Source organism: Pseudomonas sp. 65/3-MNA-CIBAN-0223 (assembly GCF_040310425.1).
GTDB classification, from domain to species: domain Bacteria; phylum Pseudomonadota; class Gammaproteobacteria; order Pseudomonadales; family Pseudomonadaceae; genus Aquipseudomonas; species Aquipseudomonas gregormendelii.
Map to the genome: position 1 here is coordinate 45,730 of NZ_JBEOPV010000001.1, position 17,626 is coordinate 63,355.

Sequence of the window (17,626 nt, forward strand, 5' to 3'; positions counted from 1 at the left end):
GCACAAAGACGGGCCGCTCTTTTGGAGCCTGACAATGATCGAATTCACGGTAAACGGCGAACGACACGAGCTGGTAGAGACTGCGCCCTTCATGCCCTTGTTATGGGTGTTGCGTGACCACTTGAAACTCACCGGCACAAAGTTCGGCTGCGGCATGGGGCTGTGCGGAGCCTGCACGGTGCACCTGGACGGGGTCGCAGTGCGTTCCTGCCAGTTACCGGTGGCGGCGGTGGCGGGGCACCGCATCACAACCATCGAAGGTTTGTCGCCCACCGGGCAGCATCCGCTGCAACTGGCCTGGGTTGCCGAAGATGTCCCGCAATGCGGCTACTGTCAATCCGGCCAGATCATGTCGGCGGCGGCGCTGCTCATCACCGGGGCGGCGGTCACCGATGAGTCGATCCGCGATGCGATGTCCGGCAACCTGTGCCGCTGCGGCACGTACGGGCGCATCAATAAGGCGATCAAGCGCGCAGCCAATGCGCCGAAGGAGGCGTGATGACGAGCAACCTGATCGAGCTGCCACGCCGGCAGTTTCTCAAGCACAGCGCCACCGTTGCTGCGGGTTTGGCTGTTGCCTTCTACCTGCCCGCCGGCATCAGCGCCAGCGACCCGAAAGCGCCGGCGCCTGCCACTGTCTTTGAGCCGAATGCCTGGGTGCGGGTATTGCCCGATGGCACGGTCAAACTGGTGGTGCACAAACACGATTCCGGCACCGGCACCCACACCGCACTGGCCGCGTGCGTGGCGGAGGAGCTGGACGTCAACCCGATGACCGTGCAGGTCATCTCGCCGGAAAACCCCTTCTTCGAAACCTATATCCACCCGGTGTGGAAAGTCTACTCCACCGGGGGCAGCACCAGTGTGTCGCTGGAATATGATCGCCTGCGCATGGCGGGCGCCACCGCGCGGGCGTTGTTGATCGCGGCAGCGGCAAGGCAGTGGCAGGTCAGCCCTGACAGCTGCACCACCGAGGAGGGCCGGGTGGTTCACAGCACCAGCCAGCGCAGCCTGGGTTATGGCGAACTGGTGAGTGTGGCCGCGCACTTGCCGGCGCCCACAGCCGTCAAGCTCAAGGACCCCGCGCAGTTCAAGTACATCGGCAAATTGCGCCATAAACGCGATGCGGCGGCGAAGGTCTGCGGACGTTTCAAGTACAGCATCGATTTGCAATTGCCCGACCTGTTGGTGGCGGTGATCCTGCGCACCCCGGTGGTGGGGGCGAAAGTCTTGAAGGTGGATAGCACAGCAGCATTGCAGGTCCCGGGTGTGCGCAAGGTGATCGCGGTACCGGGCCGTCCCGACGTGCTCGGCGGCAATCAGGAAGGTGTCGCAGTATTGGCCGACACTTACTGGGCCGCGCAGCAGGGGCGGGCGCTGCTGGTGGTGCAATGGAGCGAGTCGCCCCTCGCCGGGTTCGACAGCGATCAGCTGGCAACAGCCCAGGCGGCGGCGCTGGCTGATAAAACCGCGCTGCGGGTCACAGCGATGCAGGCGGGTGATGTCGATGCTCAATGGCCGGGCGCGGCGCGGCTGCTGGAAGCTGATTACCGCATGCCCTACAAAGTCCAGAACCCTCTGGAACCGATCTGCATCACCGCCCAGGTCAAGGACCACGCCATCACCTATTGGGGCGGCGTACAGGTGCCGTCTTCGGCATTGGAGGCGGCGCACGTGGTGTGCCGTATCGCCAAGGACAACGTCACCATCAATGAGATGGTCTCCGGTGGCAGTTTCGGCGCACGGGAGGCCAAGTACTGGCTGTTCGAAGTGGCGTACCTGGCGCAACAGGCCAAGGTCCCGGTGAAGCTGATGAACAGCCGTGAAGATGAAATGCGCTCGCTGTTCATGCACCCGGCCACGTTGCACAAGGCCAAAGGCGCACTTGACGCCCAGGGCCGCCTGACGGCCTTGCGCCTTGAAGCCGTGTCGCCGGCCTCGCCGGAGCAGTGGGAGCCGGGCTATTTTGAACGGCCTGACCGCATGGACTACAGCACCACCGAAGCGCTCACCGCGTGGGACTTTGCGTATCGCCCGGCAAACCTGGACCTGGTCTGGGTCAAGCACGAAAGCCAGGTGCCGAGCGGCTGGTATCGCTCGGTGAGCTTCATCCCCAACGTGTTCGCCGTGGAAAGCTTCATGGACGAGCTTGCGCAGGGCGCCGCAGAGGATCCCCTGGCCTTCCGACTGGCCCACATGCACGAGCGGCCGCGTCATGTCGCGGTGCTCAAAAGTGCCGCCGAGCGTGCGGGTTGGGGCCAGCCGCTACCGGAAGGCACGGCCCTGGGGATTGCCACCAATCAGGGTTACACCAGCTTTATCGCCGTGGTGGCGCGGGTGGCCAGAAAGGACGGAGTGATTCGCGTGGAGAAGCTCACGTGCGTGGTGGATTGCGGCCTGGCCGTGTCGCCTGGCGGCGTCGAGGAACAAATCTACGGCGGCCTGATGTGGGGCCTTGGTCACGCCCTGTTCGATCGCATGGACATCAAGCAGGGACAGGTGGTGCAGAGCAACTTCCATGATTACCGGGTGCCGCGCATGTCCGACATGCCGCAGGTAGACATCCTGGTGCTCGACGGCGAACCGGGTAAACCAGGGGGCGTCGGTGAGCTGGGCAGCCCGTCGGTGGCCCCGGCCATTGCCAACGCGCTGTTCAGCCTGACGGGCGTGCGTCAGCGCTCGACACCACTGACCCTTGGGTAAACCGCCATGGACCTGCGCTTGTTGCGGTACTTCATGGCCTTGGCCGAAGAGCTGCATTTCGGTCGGGCCGCGGCGCGGTTGCACATCTGTCAGCCACCACTGAGCCAGCAGATCCGCCTGCTTGAGGAAGAGCTTGGTACGCCGCTGTTCGAGCGCAGCCACCATCGGGTCGAACTGACGGCGGCGGGGCAGATGCTCAAGGAGCAGGCGCCCCTGGTGTTCGAACAACTGAACCGCGCGCTGGACCTGACCCGCCAGACCGGTCGCGGCCAGTTGGGCGAGCTGGAGATTGGCATGATCAGCTCGGTGATGGTCGGCGTGCTGCCGCGGGCCCTGCACCTTTTTCGCGAGCGCTATCCGCAGGTCAACTGGCGGTTGCACGAGATGACTCCGGCGGCTCAGGTCAAGGCCTTGAAGGAAAAGCGTATTGACGCCTGCGTGTTTCGGGTCGGCTACGACGATCCGGGCCTGCGTAACGAACTGCTGATTTATGAACCGATCCGGGTGGTCATGCCGGTGGACCATCCATTGGCGCAACGCGAAGTGCTGGCGCCCGCCGACCTCGCGGCAGAACCTTTCGTGGCACTGGAACTCAAGCAATCGAGGTTTGCCGATTTTCTCTTCCAGTGTTGTATCAAGGCTGGATTCACCCCGCAGATCCGCCAACAGGTGATCGAGGTACAGACCCTGCTCAGCCTGGTCCGCGCAGGATTCGGTGTGGCCTTGCTGCCAGCCTCGATCGAACAGCTGGCGCCCGCCGGGCTGGTGTTCCGTCGGTTGAGCCCGGCACTGCCCGAGGTGCCGCTGTACGCCACCTACCGCGCCGATGATGAATCGCCGGTGCTCAAGCTGTTCCTTGATACGTTGCGCGAGTTGGTCGTCGAAGGTGCGCCCCGTTAGACGCTCCCACAGCCTTGCACCCACAGAATTCGGCATCGGCTACAGGGCCGTGTACAAGACTTATTCGCACTTACGCAAATGGTTGCGGTCGACATCTTCACAGAGCACCACGGGTTGGTGCGGATATATCAGTGGAGATCCAATGAGCCAGGACGTCCTGACCACCGAAACCAATCGCCGCCATCTCCAGCAGATCATCGCTGGCCTGTCCGACGGGGTGATTTTGCTGGAGCTAGACCAGACCATCATCTGGGCGAACGAAGCTGCACTGTCCATGCATGGCGTCGAGCAACTGGGTGACCTGGGTGCCAATGCCCAGGAATACGCCAAGCGCTTCGCCCTGCGTTATCGCAACGACCACCCGGTAGTGTTCGACAATTATCCGATCAGCCGCGTGGGCCGTGGCGAGACCTTCAGTGACGTGCTGGTCGAGGTGACCCGCACCGATGATGAGGAGCGTACCTGGGTGCACAACGTGCGCAGCCGGGTCCTGACCAACAGTCGCGGCGATCCCGAGTCGCTGGTGCTGATCATGGACGATGTCACCGAATGGGCCAGCGCCGAACAGCGCTTCGAAAGGACCTTCAACGCCAACCCCGCGCCGGCGGTGATCTGTCGCCTGAGCGATCTGCGCTATATCAAGGTCAATGCCGGTTTCCTGGAAATGACCGGCTATACCCGGGATCAGGTGATCGGTGCATCGACCTACGAGCTGGACATTCTCGAAGGGGCCGAGCGCAGGGAGCTGGCCATCGAGCGCCTGCGCGAGCACGCCACCATTCCGCAAATGCAGGCCGAGCTGACATTGCCCGAGGGCGGCAGCAAGCAGGTGATAGTGGCTGGCCAGCCATTGGCGTTCAACGAGGAAGACTGCATGCTGTTTTCCTTCGTCGACATTGAGCCCCGACACAAGGCCGAGGTTGCGTTGCGCCAGAGCGAGGAGCGATTTGCCAAGGCGTTTCGCCTGTCGCCGGTGCCGATCCTGGTGTGCGGGGCTGCCGATCAGGTGGTGATGGATGTCAACGAAGCGTTCCTCGATACCTTTGCCTATCCGAGTGAAGAAGTGCTGGGCAAAACGGTTGCCGAGATCGGTTTCTTTCATGACAAGGGGGCCCAGACTCGTCTGTTCGCCGCCCTGGAAAAAACTGCAAGGCTGGACCGCATCGACGTCGGCCTGCGCAAGAAAACGGCTGAATTGCTCGACTGCGCCATCTCGGCCGACACTGTGAATATCCAGGACCATCCGTCTTACCTGCTGGTGATGATGGACATCACCGAACGCAAGCGCACCGAGCTGGAACTGGTGGCGGCGATCGAGGAAGTGATGAAGGACGCTTCCTGGTTCAGCCGGACGCTGATTGAAAAGCTCGCCAACGTGAAGAGCGTCAATTCACCGAAACTGCCCAGCGTGTCATTAGCCGAGCTGACGGCGCGCGAACGCGATGTGCTGGGGTTGATCTGTGAGGGCCTGGCCGACAAGGAGATTGCGGCGCGATTGAAGCTGGCACCCAACACGGTGCGTAACCATGTGTCGACCATCTATTCCAAACTCGATGTCCACAGCCGCAGCGAGGCCATCGTGTGGGCACGGGAGCGTGGATTGTTCTCGGGGGAATGGCGCACCAAGGGGCAGCGCTAGGGGTGCAAATGCACTAGGTGATGGGGTGCAATTGGATGTGTCTGGCGACTCTTCCTGTTCGTAATCTGAGAGGGTGCGATACAGGTGCTGGAAAGACCTGTGGTGCCCCAACGGTACATCTCAAGGAACAGCAACATTGATAGCGAAAACATCGATATATCGATCCATTTTGCGCCAGTGCCAAGGTGAATCCCTATGATTTCTCTCGTGCAATTGCGTACCCAACTGGAGCAGAGCTTCCCTCCGCTGGCCTGTGACTGCAGCCTGACGGGCGACAGCTCGCTCACGGTGAAGCTCTATCATCCGACTTCAGGTCAGGTCGACCTGGTGGTCAGCGGGTTGAGCGTCGTCAATCTGCGAACACCTGATGCGGTCGCCGCGCTGGTCGAAGAATTGCGTTATGAACTCGAGAGTAACAACTTGCGCCAATTAGGCCCTTTATAGTCCAGAGTGGCCATTTACTGGCGTTGGCGGCAGGCTAGGCTATAAGAAATGCGAAGGTATTATTTTCTGTAGCCAGCGCGCGGCTTCGCGATGTTGTCGTCAGGTTGCCGAAAGTGTCGATAACTTACCGCAGGTCAGCCTATGAAAAGTCTTGGGAAACGCGTTTTTTCGCCGCTGTCGCTTGCCCTTTGCGCACTGATCCTCGGCGGCTGCGCCAGTCCGCCTCCGCCGCCACCCCCACCGGCACCACCACCTCTGGAACGTACCTGCGAAATGATCGAAAGCACTGATGTCCAGGGCGACGTGCGTGGGGAGAGCGGGCAAGTTACGCGAGTGACCGAGCTGACCCGGTGCGTCACCCAATAGGTTTTTCAATCGATATTGGTTTAACGCATACCCCCTAAGGGGTGTGCGTCAACTCAGATCAGGAGAGGAACCCGCCATCCACATTCAGCGACACACCCGTGGTGTAGCTGGACGCGTCACTCGCCAGATAAAGCACCGCCCCGGCCATTTCACTGGGGTCTGCTACTCGCTTGAGCGGGATCTGCTGCAGTGCAGTCTTGAGGATTGCATCGTTTTTCACCAGCGCCGAAGCAAACTTGGTGTCCGTCAGCCCAGGCAGCAGGGCGTTGCAACGGATGCCGAACTGCGCGCATTCCTTGGCAAACACCTTGGTCATGTTGATCACGGCAGCTTTGGTCACCGAGTAGATGCCCTGGAACACTCCCGGGGAAATACCGTTGATCGATGCCACGTTGATGATGCTGCCACCGCCGTTCTCGCGCATCAGCTTGCCGGCTTCCACGGACATGAAGAAGTAGCCGCGGATGTTCACGTCCACGGTTTTCTGGAACGCCCCGAGGTCGGTGTCCAGCACGTTGCAGAACTGCGGGTTGGTCGCGGCGTTGTTGACCAGGATATCGAGACGGCCGAACTGTTCCTTGATGCCGGCGAAGACCTGGCTGATCTGTTCCATTTCGCCAATGTGACAGGCGATCGCCGTGGCTTTGCCACCCGCAGCGATGATGGCGTCGGCAACGTGCTGGCAGCCTTCGAGTTTGCGACTCGAAACAATGACATGGGCGCCTTGTTGGGCCAGGAGTTTGGCAATGGCTTCACCAATGCCACGGCTGGCGCCGGAGACGAAGGCGATTTTGCCGTCGAGGTCGAACAACTGGGTCTTGGACATGGAATTCCCTTAATGAAGAGTCTTGTTATTGGGCCAGGGCGGATTCAGAGGCTGGATTTGGCAATGACCTGCAGGCTCATCTGCTCCAGCAGTTTGTTCATGTGAATGAACTGCGCAAAGCGTTTGTCCTGGGTCTGGCCATGGAAGAAGCGGTAGTAGATCTGCTGCACGATCCCGGCCAGGCGGAACAGGCCGTAGGTGTAGTAGAAATCGAAGTTGTCGATCTGCAGGCCGGCACGCTCGGCATAGTAGTCGACGAATTCACGGCGAGTGAGCATGCCTGGAGCATGGCTCGGCTGGCGGCGCATCAGTTGCACCGGCGGCGGGTCGCCGGCTTCTATCCAATAGGCCAGGGTGTTGCCCAGGTCCATCAGTGGGTCGCCGAGGGTGGTGAGCTCCCAATCGAGCACGCCGATGATCTGCATCGGATTGCCGGGGTCGAGAATCACATTGTCGAAGCGGTAATCGTTGTGCACGATGCTTGAGGTAGGGTGATCGGCGGGCATCTTGTCGTTGAGCCAGGCCTTCACCGCTTCCCATTTCGGTGCATCCGGGGTCAGGGCCTTCTCATAGCGATCGCTCCAGCCGCGAATCTGCCGCGCCACATAGCCTTCGGGTTTGCCCAGGTCGCCCAGGCCACAGGCCTGGTAGTCGACCCTGTGCAGCTCGACAAACTTGTCGATGAAGCTCTTGCACAGGGCCTCGGTCCTGGCTGAATCCAGCCCCAGCTCTGCAGGCAGCTCGGAGCGCAGGATAATGCCCTTGACCCGCTCCATCACATAGAACTCGGCGCCTATCACCGATTCGTCGGTGCAGTGCACGTAGGCCTTGGGGCAATAGGGAAAACCGTCGCGCAGTTGATTGAGGATGCGAAACTCGCGCCCCATGTCGTGGGCGGACTTGGCCTTGTGACCGAACGGCGGGCGCCGCAGGACGAACTCCTGCCCAGGGTATTCCAGCAGATAAGTGAGGTTGGAGGCGCCACCGGGGAACTGGCTGATGGTGGGCAGGCCACTCAATCCGGGAATGTGGGCCTTGAGGTAAGGATCGATCAGGCTGGCATCGAGTTCTTCGCCGCTGCGAATAGGTGTGGATTGGTCAGTAAGCGCCATGCTTATCCCTTCTGCTTATTCTGGAGGCCTGAAACTATTGGCTAATCTAATGCGCACTCCTGGCACCCACAACCACGAACATCCCTTATAGGTGAGCGTGTTGCCGGCCAATCATTGTTTTTGATACACCTGTTTGAATTATCTCAGAGCACCGCACTGCTCAGATCGCTGGGCAGGTTGACGGGCGTCAGTACCGGTTCACCGGAAAAGAATGCCACCAGGTTGCGCCCGACCATCTCCACGGTACCCTGGGTCGCTTCCGGAGACAGCCCGGCAACGTGCGGGGTGAGGATCACGTTGGCCAGGGACTTGAGTGCATCGGGGACCCGGGGCTCGGCGTCGAATACGTCCAGCGCCGCGCCAGCGATCCTGCGTTGCTCAAGCGCGCTGATGAGGTCGGCAGTCACGACCACACTGGCCCTGGCGATGTTGACGATAAAACCGCTGGGCCCCAAGGCATCTAGCACCTGGCGGTTGATCAGGTGCCGGGTACCCACCCCACCGGGCGTTGCGACGATCAGAAAGTCCGAGGCCCGGGCCAGCTCGGTCGGAGTCGAGCAAAAATCGTAGGGGACATCCTTGCGGTTCTGCCGGTTGTGGTAGCAGATCGTCATGTCGAAGCCATTGGACGCGCGCTTGGCGATGGCCATGCCGACTGCACCCAGGCCGAGGATACCCAGGCGTTTGCCCGCCAGCGACGGGCGCATGATCTTCGGCCACTCACCCCGGCGCACGGCGGCGTCGCAGCGGGGAATGTCGCGCACCAGCGACAGCAGCATTGCCATGGCATGGTCGGCCACCGACGACGCATTCACCCCGGCACCGTTGGTGACGGTGATGCCCCGGTCAGCGGCAGCGTGCAGGTCGACGTGTTCGTAACCGGCGCCGATCACGCAGATGATCTTGAGGGCGGGCAGGGCGCTGATCTCTTCGGCGTACAAGCCAAGCGGCCCGCGGGTCAGCACCGCATCGATCCGGTCACCATGACGGGCGATGGCAGCAGCCCGTTCGTTGGGGGTCGGTGCCAGAATCAGGTGAAAGCCCTGGTGTTCGAGAATCGGCAGGTAGTCATTGATGGTTTCGACCAGTACCAGAACGGTTGCGGGCATTGCGCGACTCCTGTGATCGGCGACTAGGTGGACAGCGCAAATGGGTCAAAAATGCTGATTCCCTGACAGTCTGGCAATCGTTGTCATTTGCGCAGTAGTGCTTTGATTCTGGACGGGTTCACGCAAGAAGCAAGGTCGGTGGCACGCCGGCTATCCAGTGTGCCACCAGGATACTGGGCGGCGCGCGCTCTGGTGTGTTCGGCCTGTGCAATCGGCTTGAAATCATAGATTGGGGATGAGCCGAATTAACTCCAGCGCATCGCTACGCAGCGACATATCTGAAAGCGACAGATAAGCCAGCTGATAACGACAGCTTTTGTGCTGATAACGACAAGTCGACGATCTGCCACGCACGACCATTCCTCAGCTAAGTCTTTGCTTCTGCTCAGTTATCGCGGAGAATCGCGCCCCTGTTTCGGCCGGACATGTCTGTCGGTTTTTTCCGACGCGTCCTGACCGAGTGGCAAGTGACCGGAATGCGGAGATCCGACCGGATGAATGATCAGGCCAATAGCGTCGACGAACGCTATGTAGCGACGAAACCCACCAGCCTCGAAGGCTGGAATCGCCATGACACCACCTGGATGTTGGGGCTGTTTGGCACGGCCATCGGCGCCGGCACGCTGTTCCTGCCGATCAATGCGGGTCTGGGCGGCTTTTGGCCGCTGATGATTCTTGCGCTGTTGGCGTTCCCCATGACGTTCTACGCGCACCGCGGCCTGACCCGGTTCGTGCTGTCCGGGCGCGAAGGCGCCGACATCACCGAAGTGGTTGAAGAACATTTCGGGATCAAGGCCGGCGCGCTGATCACCTTGCTGTACTTCTTCGCGATCTTCCCGATCCTGCTGATCTACAGCGTGGCGCTGACCAACACCGTGGGCAGTTTCCTCGAGCATCAACTGCACATCATGCCGCCACCGCGCGCGGTACTGTCGCTGGTGCTGATTCTGGGCCTGCTGGCGGTGGTGCGTTGCGGCGAACAGGTGATCGTCAAGGCCATGAGCCTGATGGTCTATCCGTTTATCGTCGCGCTGTTGTTCCTGGCGGTGTTCCTGATTCCCCACTGGAATGGTGGCATCCTCGCTACCGCGACCACAGTGCCGGCACCCTCGGCGTTACTGCATACGCTGTGGCTGGCGATTCCGGTGATGGTGTTCTCATTCAACCACTCGCCGATCATCTCGGCCTTCGCGGTGGATCAGAAGCGTCGCTACGGTGAACATGCCGAAGAGCGCAGCTCGCAGATCCTGTCCCGCGCCCACGCTTTGATGGTGGTGATGGTGCTGTTCTTCGTCTTCAGCTGTGTGCTGACACTGTCGCCGGCGCAGCTGGCGGAAGCCAAGGCGCAGAATCTGTCGATCCTGTCGTACCTGGCCAACCATTTCAGCAACCCGACCATTGCCTTTGCTGCGCCACTGATTGCCTTCGTGGCGATTTCCAAGTCGTTCCTGGGGCACTACATCGGCGCCAGTGAAGGGCTCAAGGGGCTGATCGTCAAGAGCGGCAAGCGTCCGGCAGCCAAGACCCTGGACCGCATGACGGCGGCCTTCATGCTGGTGGTCTGCTGGATCGTGGCGACGCTGAACCCGAGTATCCTGGGGATGATCGAAACCCTGGGCGGACCGATCATTGCGGCGATTCTGTTCCTGATGCCGATGTACGCGATTCGCAAGGTACCGGCCATGGCGCGGTATCGCGGGCAGGCTTCGAACGTGTTCGTGACGGCGGTGGGGCTGGTGGCGATATCGGCGTTGATCTATTCGCTGAGTGCCTGACAAGCAAGATCAAAGGATCGCAGCCTTCGGCAGCTCCTACGGGTAAATGCATTCCCCTGTAGGAGCTGCCGAAGGCTGCGATCTTTTGATTTTCAGGGCATAAAAAAACGCCGCTCATCTCACGATGGGCGGCGTTTTTCATTGCGCTGTAACGTTAGGCTTGAACGACCGGGATGTTGGCGTTCGCTGCAGCTTCACGGAACTCGGCGATCTGGTCGAAGGACAGGTAGCGGTAGACATCAGCCGCCATGCTGTCGATCTTGCCAGCGTATTCCATGTACTCCTCGACGGTCGGCAGGCGACCCAGGATGGAAGCCACCGACGCCAGCTCAGCCGAAGCCAGGTAGACGTTCGCGCCGTCACCCAGACGGTTCGGGAAGTTACGGGTCGAAGTCGACACGACGGTCGAATTCGGCTCTACACGGGCCTGGTTACCCATGCACAGCGAGCAGCCCGGCATTTCCATGCGCGCGCCAGCCTTGCCGTAGATACCGTAGTAGCCTTCCTCGGTCAGTTGGTGAGCGTCCATCTTGGTCGGCGGCGACAGCCACAGACGGGTTGGCAGCTGACCCTTGACCTGCTCCAGCAACTTGCCCGCAGCGCGGAAGTGGCCGATGTTGGTCATGCACGAACCGATGAACACTTCGTCGATCTTCTCGCCAGCAACGCTGGACAGCAGACGGGCGTCGTCCGGATCGTTCGGCGCGCAGAGCACAGGCTCCTTGATGTCGGCCAGGTCGATTTCGATGATTTCAGCGTATTCGGCGTCAGCATCGGCAACCATCAGCTCAGGGTTGGCAACCCAGGCTTCCATCGCTTGGGCACGACGCTCCAGGGTACGCGCATCGCCGTAGCCTTCGCCGATCATCCAGCGCAGCAGGGTGATGTTGGAGTTCAGGTACTCGGTGATCGACTCTTTCGACAGCTTGATGGTGCAACCGGCAGCCGAACGTTCGGCCGAGGCGTCGGACAGCTCGAAAGCCTGCTCGATGCTCAGGTCGTCCAGGCCTTCGATTTCCAGGATGCGGCCGGAGAAGGCGTTCTTCTTGCCTTTCTTTTCAACGGTCAGCAGGCCAGCCTGGATCGCGAAGTAAGGAATGGCGTGAACCAGGTCACGCAGGGTGACGCCCGGTTGCATTTTGCCTTTGAAACGCACCAGGATCGATTCCGGCATGTCCAGTGGCATGACGCCAGTGGCTGCGGCGAACGCTACCAGGCCGGAACCGGCCGGGAACGAAATGCCCATTGGGAAACGGGTGTGCGAGTCACCACCGGTACCGACGGTGTCCGGCAGCAGCATGCGGTTCAGCCAGCTGTGAATGATGCCGTCGCCTGGACGCAGGGAAACGCCGCCGCGGGTCATGATGAAGTCTGGCAGGGTGTGGTGGGTGGTCACGTCGATCGGCTTTGGGTAGGCCGCGGTGTGGCAGAAGGACTGCATCACCAGATCGGTCGAGAAGCCCAGGCACGCCAGGTCTTTGAGTTCGTCACGGGTCATTGGACCGGTGGTGTCCTGGGAGCCGACGGTGGTCATCTTCGGTTCGCAGTAGGTACCAGGACGAACGCCTTTGCCTTCTGGCAGGCCGCAGGCCTTGCCGACCATTTTCTGTGCCAGGGTGAAGCCTTTGCCGGTATCGACAGGTGCTTCTGGCAGCTTGAACAGGTCGGTTGGACCCAGGCCCAGTTCGGCACGGGCCTTGTCGGTCAGGCCGCGACCGATGATCAGCGGGATACGGCCGCCGGCGCGAACTTCGTCCAACAGCACCGGAGTCTTCATTTCGAAGGTGGTCAGGACTTCGTCAGTGCCGTGTTTGCAGACTTTGCCAGCATGCGGATACAGGTCGATCACGTCGCCCATGTTCATGTTGGTGACGTCGAATTCGATCGGCAGGGCGCCGGCATCTTCCATGGTGTTGTAGAAGATCGGAGCGATCTTGCTGCCGAAGCAGAAACCGCCAGCACGCTTGTTCGGGACGTATGGCACGTCGTCGCCGAAGAACCACAGCACCGAGTTGGTGGCGGATTTACGCGACGAACCGGTACCGACCACGTCACCGACGTAGGCGATAGGGAAACCCTGGCCGCGCATTTCTTCGATTTGCTTCATCGGGCCGGTCTTGCCTTGCTCGTCCGGCACGATGCCTTCGCGAGCCATTTTCAGCATGGCCAGGGCGTGCAGCGGGATGTCCGGGCGGGACCAGGCGTCTGGGGCAGGGGACAGGTCGTCGGTGTTGGTTTCGCCGGTGACCTTGAACACGCGCAGGCTGATCTTGTCGGCCAGGGTCGGACGGTTGCTGAACCACTCGCCGTCAGCCCAGGACTGGATCACGCCTTTGGCGTGTTCGTTGCCGTTGCGGGCTTTTTCCGCGACATCGTGGAACGCATCGAACATCAGCAGGGTGTGCTTGAGCTGAGCGGCTGCAACAGGGGCCAGTTCGGCGCTGTCGAGCAGGTCAACCAGGGTCACGATGTTGTAGCCGCCCTGCATGGTGCCGAGCAGTTCAACAGCGCGCTTCTTGTCGATCAGAGGGGAAGTGGCTTCGCCTTTGGCGAGGGCAGACAGGAAACCGGCCTTTACATAGGCGGCTTCGTCCACGCCTGGCGGAATGCGATTGGTGATCAGGTCAACGAGGAAAGCTTCTTCGCCAGCCGGGGGATTCTTCAGCAGCTCGACCAGGCCTGCAGTTTGTTCGGCGTTAAGCGGCTGGGGAACGATACCCAGTGCTGCACGCTCTTCGATATGTTTGCGGTAGGCTTCAAGCACAGTTATTACCCTCATCAGTGGTCCCAAATGGGTGTCCGGGACGCTCATCCCGAAATTGCCGTACTCATGCGCTGCGCGGCGTTGTGGGCCGCTTAGCCAGAATTACCGACAATTCCTTACAGAAGCTGCTTTCAAAGTTTTACGCCTGCAGAACGGGGAGCTGATGAGGGTTGGCGTTGGGCTTTTCCCCGCTGGAAAAACCCTTCGCCAACACCGCTCTGAAGGAACGACTGTGCTCGTGACGCTTTGAAAACAGCTTCTAACGGACATTGGCGCCTTAAAAGGCTGGCTGATTCTACGGCAAAAAAAAATTAAAGGTAAGTGAGGGTCTATTGGACTTTGGTGGCGAGTCGCGTTGTGCGCCTACGTGTGCGAGGCAAGGCGCGGGATGCCGCTAATGGTTGTTCCCTTGGCAAATCCCGCAACGCAGCTTCGCGCACGTAGGCGCGCAACGCGGCCGGTGCCAAAGTCCAATAGACCCTCCGCCCCTCAAGATTGAGGGGTGATCAATGTTAGACAAAGGGCTAACATGCCGACCTGTCCTGCTTTCCCGTGTTCTCCTTAACTATGCCCAATCAGACCATCAAGACCCCCTGCGTCGGCCTCTGCTCCACTGTTTACGGTGACCTGGTGTGCCGTGGCTGCAAGCGTTTCCATCACGAAGTGATCAACTGGAATGGTTACAACGAGGAGGAGAAGCGCGCGGTGTGGCTGCGGCTGGAGCAGCTGTTGTCCCAGGTCATGGCCAGCAAGCTGGAGATTTTCGACCCCCAGCGCCTGCGGCTGCAGCTGGAACAGCGCAAGATTCGCTTCGTGCCGCACCAGTCGGAATATTGCTGGGCCTATCAGCTGATCGCCCGGGGGGCTCGGGTGATCAACAACCTGGAGGCTTACGGGATGGTGCTGATGCCGGAATTTCGCGACTGGAACCTGCCGGAGCTGCGCGATGCGATTGATCGGGAGTTCTTTTTGCTGTCGGAGGCGCACTACCAGCGCTATATCGCCCCTGGCTTCCTGAAAGACGCCTTCGGCGGCTGACTTTAAAGTCAAAAGATCGCAGCGCCCACAGGCGCGTAGGAGCTGCCGAAGGCTGCGATCTTTTGATCTTGCTTTTGCTTTAATGCCGCGCCACCACCTCTTCCAGATGATCCTCGATCTCCTGCGGCTTGAGCACCAGCACATCACTCTCCACCGCATCCAGCACCACCTCTGCGGTATTGCCGATCAACGCCCCCGACAACCCGGACCGCGCCACGGTGCCAATCACCGTCACCACTGCACGCAGCTTGTGCGCCATGAACGGAATCAGCACGTCAGCCGGCCCTTCCTCGATGTGCAAGTGCTGATCGTCGATGTCGAACTCGGCCTGGAACGCCCGGCATTGTTCGCGATATCGCGCCTCGATGGTTTCGCTGAGTTGAAAGGTGGGGTCCGCCGACGACAGCATGGGCGACGGATGGGCGCTGATCACGTGCAGGCGGGCCTTGGCCAGGCTGGCGATGTCGTAGCCATGATCGATGATGATGTTGTGCAGGTGCCGGTGCTCCAGGTCGGTGTTGCCGACATCGATGGCCGCCAGAACCACCCCGTCCTTCCACGGATGGGCAGTTTTCACCAGCAGCACCGGGCACGGGCAGTGCCGCAACAGTTTCCAGTCCGCCGGCGTCAGCAGGGCTTTTTTCAACGGGCTGTCGGGGAAGTGCTGCTTGATCACCAGGCCGCAACCTTCAGCCTGCTGCACATCGATGATGGTTTCATGCAGGCTTTCGTTCCACGCCTGCTCGGTGGTGACGCTGTAGCCATCCGCCAACAGCGCCGCCTTGAGCACGCCGAGCATGCCGCCATGGTCGTGCTTGCGGTCGCACACCAGCAGATGCAGATGCGCCTGGGTCACGCCGGCAATCAGTTTTGCGCGTTTGAGCGCGAGGCTTTCCGAGTGTTCGGGCTCGATGACCACCAGGATGCTGCGGATGGCTTGCATGATCGGGATCTCCGGGAGATGGAAAAATGCTGCGTGGGACAACTATAGTTGCTGGCCACGCATCCGGGACTTGATGCATATCAACGGTAAGCGACTGGTGGTCTGGCGGCAGGCCGGTATAATCGGCGCCCTTCGTTTTGTACCTTCTTTGCGTGAGCCCCATGATCCTTCCCGAAATTCACGAGTTCCTCGGCTGCCGCACCCCCGACGGCTGGGTTCAAGCCGCGCTGGCGGATCAGGAAACCCTGCTGATCGACCACAAGAACTGCGAATTCAAGGCGGCCAGCACGGCGTTGAGCCTGATCGCCAAGTATCACTCACACGTCGATCTGATCAACCTGATGTCGCGCCTGGCTCGGGAAGAGCTGGTGCACCATGAACAGGTCATGCGCTTGATGAAGAAGCGCAAGATCGAGCTGCGCCAACTGTCGGCCGGGCGTTACGCCTCGGGCCTGCGCAAGGTGGTGCGTAGCCATGAGCCGGTAAAACTGGTGGATACCCTGGTGGTCGGCGCATTTATCGAAGCCCGCAGTTGTGAGCGTTTCGAAGCCCTGGTGCCACATCTGGACGAAGAATTGGGCAAGTTCTATTTCGGCCTGCTCAAAAGCGAGGCCCGGCATTTCCAGGGTTATTTGAAACTGGCTTACCAGTATGGGGATGCGAAGGATGTTGCCCAGGTGATCGACCGGGTGCGTGCGGCCGAGCAGGAGCTGATCCAATCACCGGACGTCGAATTCCGTTTCCACAGCGGCATCCCAACCGCCGCATAACCCCCGTATAAACGAGGCTTTCCCGTGATGACGCCCGCTAAATCGCCATCGCGGGCAAGCCATGCTCCTGCAAAAAACGTCATCCGCAAGGCAGTAGAACCGCTTCACCACAGAGACTGTGACTACTTTTCCAGACCGAGGCGTATATGCCAATCGGCAATGGACTCCTCGGGGTAGACGTCGAACTGCTGGTCCTTGGGCTTCACCTCAACCTCCACCCACGACGCTTTCGAACCCAGCATCAAATGCGTGTGCTCCGGTGGCACCGGCAGCGCGGTGTCGATGGCCGAGGCAAACGGATGAATCAACTCCGGCCATTGCGGGCTGAACAGCCACAACCCAGTCCCGCAAACAGAACAGAAATGCCGCTCGGCGGTGCTGTTATGGGCGCGTTTATCACCCACGTCCTTGAGCCGCGCATGGTAGATCGCGATGTGCTTGCGCCCGCGCACCTTCAGGCTGCTGGCGTCGCCACTGAGGTTGATCGCATAACCGCCGCCGCCCTGGGTCTTGCGGCAGATCGAGCAGTAGCAACGCTGGTAAGGGTAGGGATGAGCGCTGGTGAGGCTGAACGACACCGCGCCGCAATGGCATGAACCTTCGAGCTGCATGAGGACCTCCGGCTGTTCTCGAATCGATTCAAGACAGCCTAGACCCTTAGCGACTGTCGACCGGCACCAGAATCGCGTCGCCGGTCGCCACCAGTTTTAACTCGTCACCGGTTTGCGCGAACAACTCGGCGCGGGCGAACACCTGCTTCTTCCCGGCCTTCACCACCCGCCCCTTGGCGATGAACACTTCACCGACAGCGGGTGCCAGGCAGTTGACTGAAAAATGCGACGCCAGCACGTTGCCGGCGACCGTCCCGGCGGCAAAACCGCAGGCGGTGTCGAGCAACGCGGCGATCAGGCCGGCATGCAGGAAGCCGGCGTACTGCGCCATGTCGGTTTCGCGAAAAACCAAGGTAAGTTCGGCTTCACCGCTTTGGGCGTAGGTGACTTCGAAGCCGGCCCAACGGTTGAAGGCTGAGGTTGAGTTGATCTGTTTGAGTGCGTTGAGCATGGCGAATCCCTCCGGTTGAGGGATCAACATGCGCCGGGTTCGGGGGGAAGTCATGGTGGATAAAGGAGGGTGATGGGCGGGTGGAGTTGCGCTGAATGGACTGCTGCCAAAGGTACTGCTGCATATAGGTGGTGTAGGTGTAGAACGCCTGTAGGAGCTGTCGAAGGCTGCGATC

15 protein-coding genes are annotated in these 17,626 nt (G+C 60.6%); 8 read left to right on the forward strand and 7 right to left on the reverse strand.

Going from position 1 to position 17,626, the window contains the following annotated elements; genetic code table 11:
• The first annotated feature begins 34 nt into the window (after positions 1 to 34).
• From AAEZ09_RS00200 to AAEZ09_RS00220, 5 genes are all read left to right on the forward strand, one after another.
• A complete protein-coding gene (locus tag AAEZ09_RS00200) occupies positions 35 to 499 on the forward strand; it encodes a (2Fe-2S)-binding protein (RefSeq protein ID WP_350597433.1) in 465 nt (154 codons plus the stop codon).
• Positions 499 to 2,703: a xanthine dehydrogenase family protein molybdopterin-binding subunit gene (locus AAEZ09_RS00205; protein WP_350597436.1), complete on the forward strand. Its 2,205-nt coding sequence runs from the start codon at positions 499 to 501 to the stop codon at positions 2,701 to 2,703. Before AAEZ09_RS00200 ends, AAEZ09_RS00205 begins: the two co-directional genes overlap by 1 nt.
• 6 nt (positions 2,704 to 2,709) lie before the next feature.
• Positions 2,710 to 3,603: a LysR substrate-binding domain-containing protein gene (locus AAEZ09_RS00210; protein WP_350597438.1), complete on the forward strand. Its 894-nt coding sequence runs from the start codon at positions 2,710 to 2,712 to the stop codon at positions 3,601 to 3,603.
• A 142-nt stretch (positions 3,604 to 3,745) separates the two neighbouring features.
• Positions 3,746 to 5,242: a helix-turn-helix transcriptional regulator gene (locus tag AAEZ09_RS00215; RefSeq protein ID WP_350597440.1), complete on the forward strand. Its 1,497-nt coding sequence runs from the start codon at positions 3,746 to 3,748 to the stop codon at positions 5,240 to 5,242.
• Between the two features lie 195 nt (positions 5,243 to 5,437).
• On the forward strand, positions 5,438 to 5,686 hold the full coding sequence (locus AAEZ09_RS00220) for a DUF1652 domain-containing protein (protein WP_045061631.1): 249 nt from the start codon (positions 5,438 to 5,440) through the stop codon (positions 5,684 to 5,686).
• Between the two features lie 424 nt (positions 5,687 to 6,110).
• On the opposite strand, the gene AAEZ09_RS00225 is transcribed toward AAEZ09_RS00220, so the two are convergent.
• The 3 genes from AAEZ09_RS00225 to AAEZ09_RS00235 all read right to left on the reverse strand — a co-directional run bounded on the left by AAEZ09_RS00225 (position 6,111) and on the right by AAEZ09_RS00235 (position 9,099).
• Entirely contained in the window at positions 6,111 to 6,878 is a 768-nt protein-coding gene (locus AAEZ09_RS00225; protein WP_045061630.1) for an SDR family oxidoreductase, read from the reverse strand.
• 44 nt (positions 6,879 to 6,922) lie between these two features.
• On the reverse strand, positions 6,923 to 7,990 hold the full coding sequence (locus AAEZ09_RS00230; RefSeq protein WP_045061629.1) for a phosphotransferase family protein: 1,068 nt from the start codon (positions 7,988 to 7,990) through the stop codon (positions 6,923 to 6,925).
• Positions 7,991 to 8,133: 143 nt separating this feature from the next.
• The gene (locus AAEZ09_RS00235; RefSeq protein ID WP_045061628.1) at positions 8,134 to 9,099 is read right to left on the reverse strand and encodes a 2-hydroxyacid dehydrogenase; all 966 of its coding nucleotides are present in this window, start codon (positions 9,097 to 9,099) and stop codon (positions 8,134 to 8,136) included.
• A gap of 494 nt (positions 9,100 to 9,593) precedes the next feature.
• On the opposite strand from AAEZ09_RS00235, the gene AAEZ09_RS00240 reads away from it, so the two are divergent.
• Positions 9,594 to 10,874, forward strand: a complete 1,281-nt coding sequence (locus AAEZ09_RS00240; protein WP_045061627.1) for a serine/threonine transporter — start codon at positions 9,594 to 9,596, stop codon at positions 10,872 to 10,874.
• Between the two features lie 154 nt (positions 10,875 to 11,028).
• Here the strand turns inward: AAEZ09_RS00240 and acnB are convergent, their stop codons facing one another.
• Complete coding sequence (gene acnB, locus AAEZ09_RS00245; RefSeq protein WP_205892754.1) at positions 11,029 to 13,638, reverse strand: bifunctional aconitate hydratase 2/2-methylisocitrate dehydratase; 2,610 nt, start codon at positions 13,636 to 13,638, stop codon at positions 11,029 to 11,031.
• Between the two features lie 567 nt (positions 13,639 to 14,205).
• Between acnB and AAEZ09_RS00250 the strand changes: the two genes are divergently transcribed.
• The gene (locus AAEZ09_RS00250; protein ID WP_010459705.1) at positions 14,206 to 14,676 is read left to right on the forward strand and encodes a DUF1289 domain-containing protein; all 471 of its coding nucleotides are present in this window, start codon (positions 14,206 to 14,208) and stop codon (positions 14,674 to 14,676) included.
• A 79-nt stretch (positions 14,677 to 14,755) separates the two neighbouring features.
• On the opposite strand, the gene uspL is transcribed toward AAEZ09_RS00250, so the two are convergent.
• Complete coding sequence (uspL, locus tag AAEZ09_RS00255) at positions 14,756 to 15,619, reverse strand: universal stress protein UspL (RefSeq protein ID WP_045061625.1); 864 nt, start codon at positions 15,617 to 15,619, stop codon at positions 14,756 to 14,758.
• A gap of 161 nt (positions 15,620 to 15,780) precedes the next feature.
• On the opposite strand from uspL, the gene AAEZ09_RS00260 reads away from it, so the two are divergent.
• On the forward strand, positions 15,781 to 16,389 hold the full coding sequence (locus AAEZ09_RS00260) for a MiaE family protein (protein WP_350597445.1): 609 nt from the start codon (positions 15,781 to 15,783) through the stop codon (positions 16,387 to 16,389).
• A 122-nt stretch (positions 16,390 to 16,511) separates the two neighbouring features.
• Here AAEZ09_RS00260 and AAEZ09_RS00265 read toward each other — a convergent pair whose 3' ends face one another.
• Positions 16,512 to 17,000 (reverse strand): GFA family protein, encoded by a 489-nt coding sequence (locus AAEZ09_RS00265; protein WP_350597447.1) that lies wholly within the window; start codon positions 16,998 to 17,000, stop codon positions 16,512 to 16,514.
• 46 nt (positions 17,001 to 17,046) lie between these two features.
• Positions 17,047 to 17,451, reverse strand: a complete 405-nt coding sequence (locus tag AAEZ09_RS00270) for a PaaI family thioesterase (protein ID WP_350597449.1) — start codon at positions 17,449 to 17,451, stop codon at positions 17,047 to 17,049.
• Between the last annotated feature and the right edge of the window lie 175 nt (positions 17,452 to 17,626).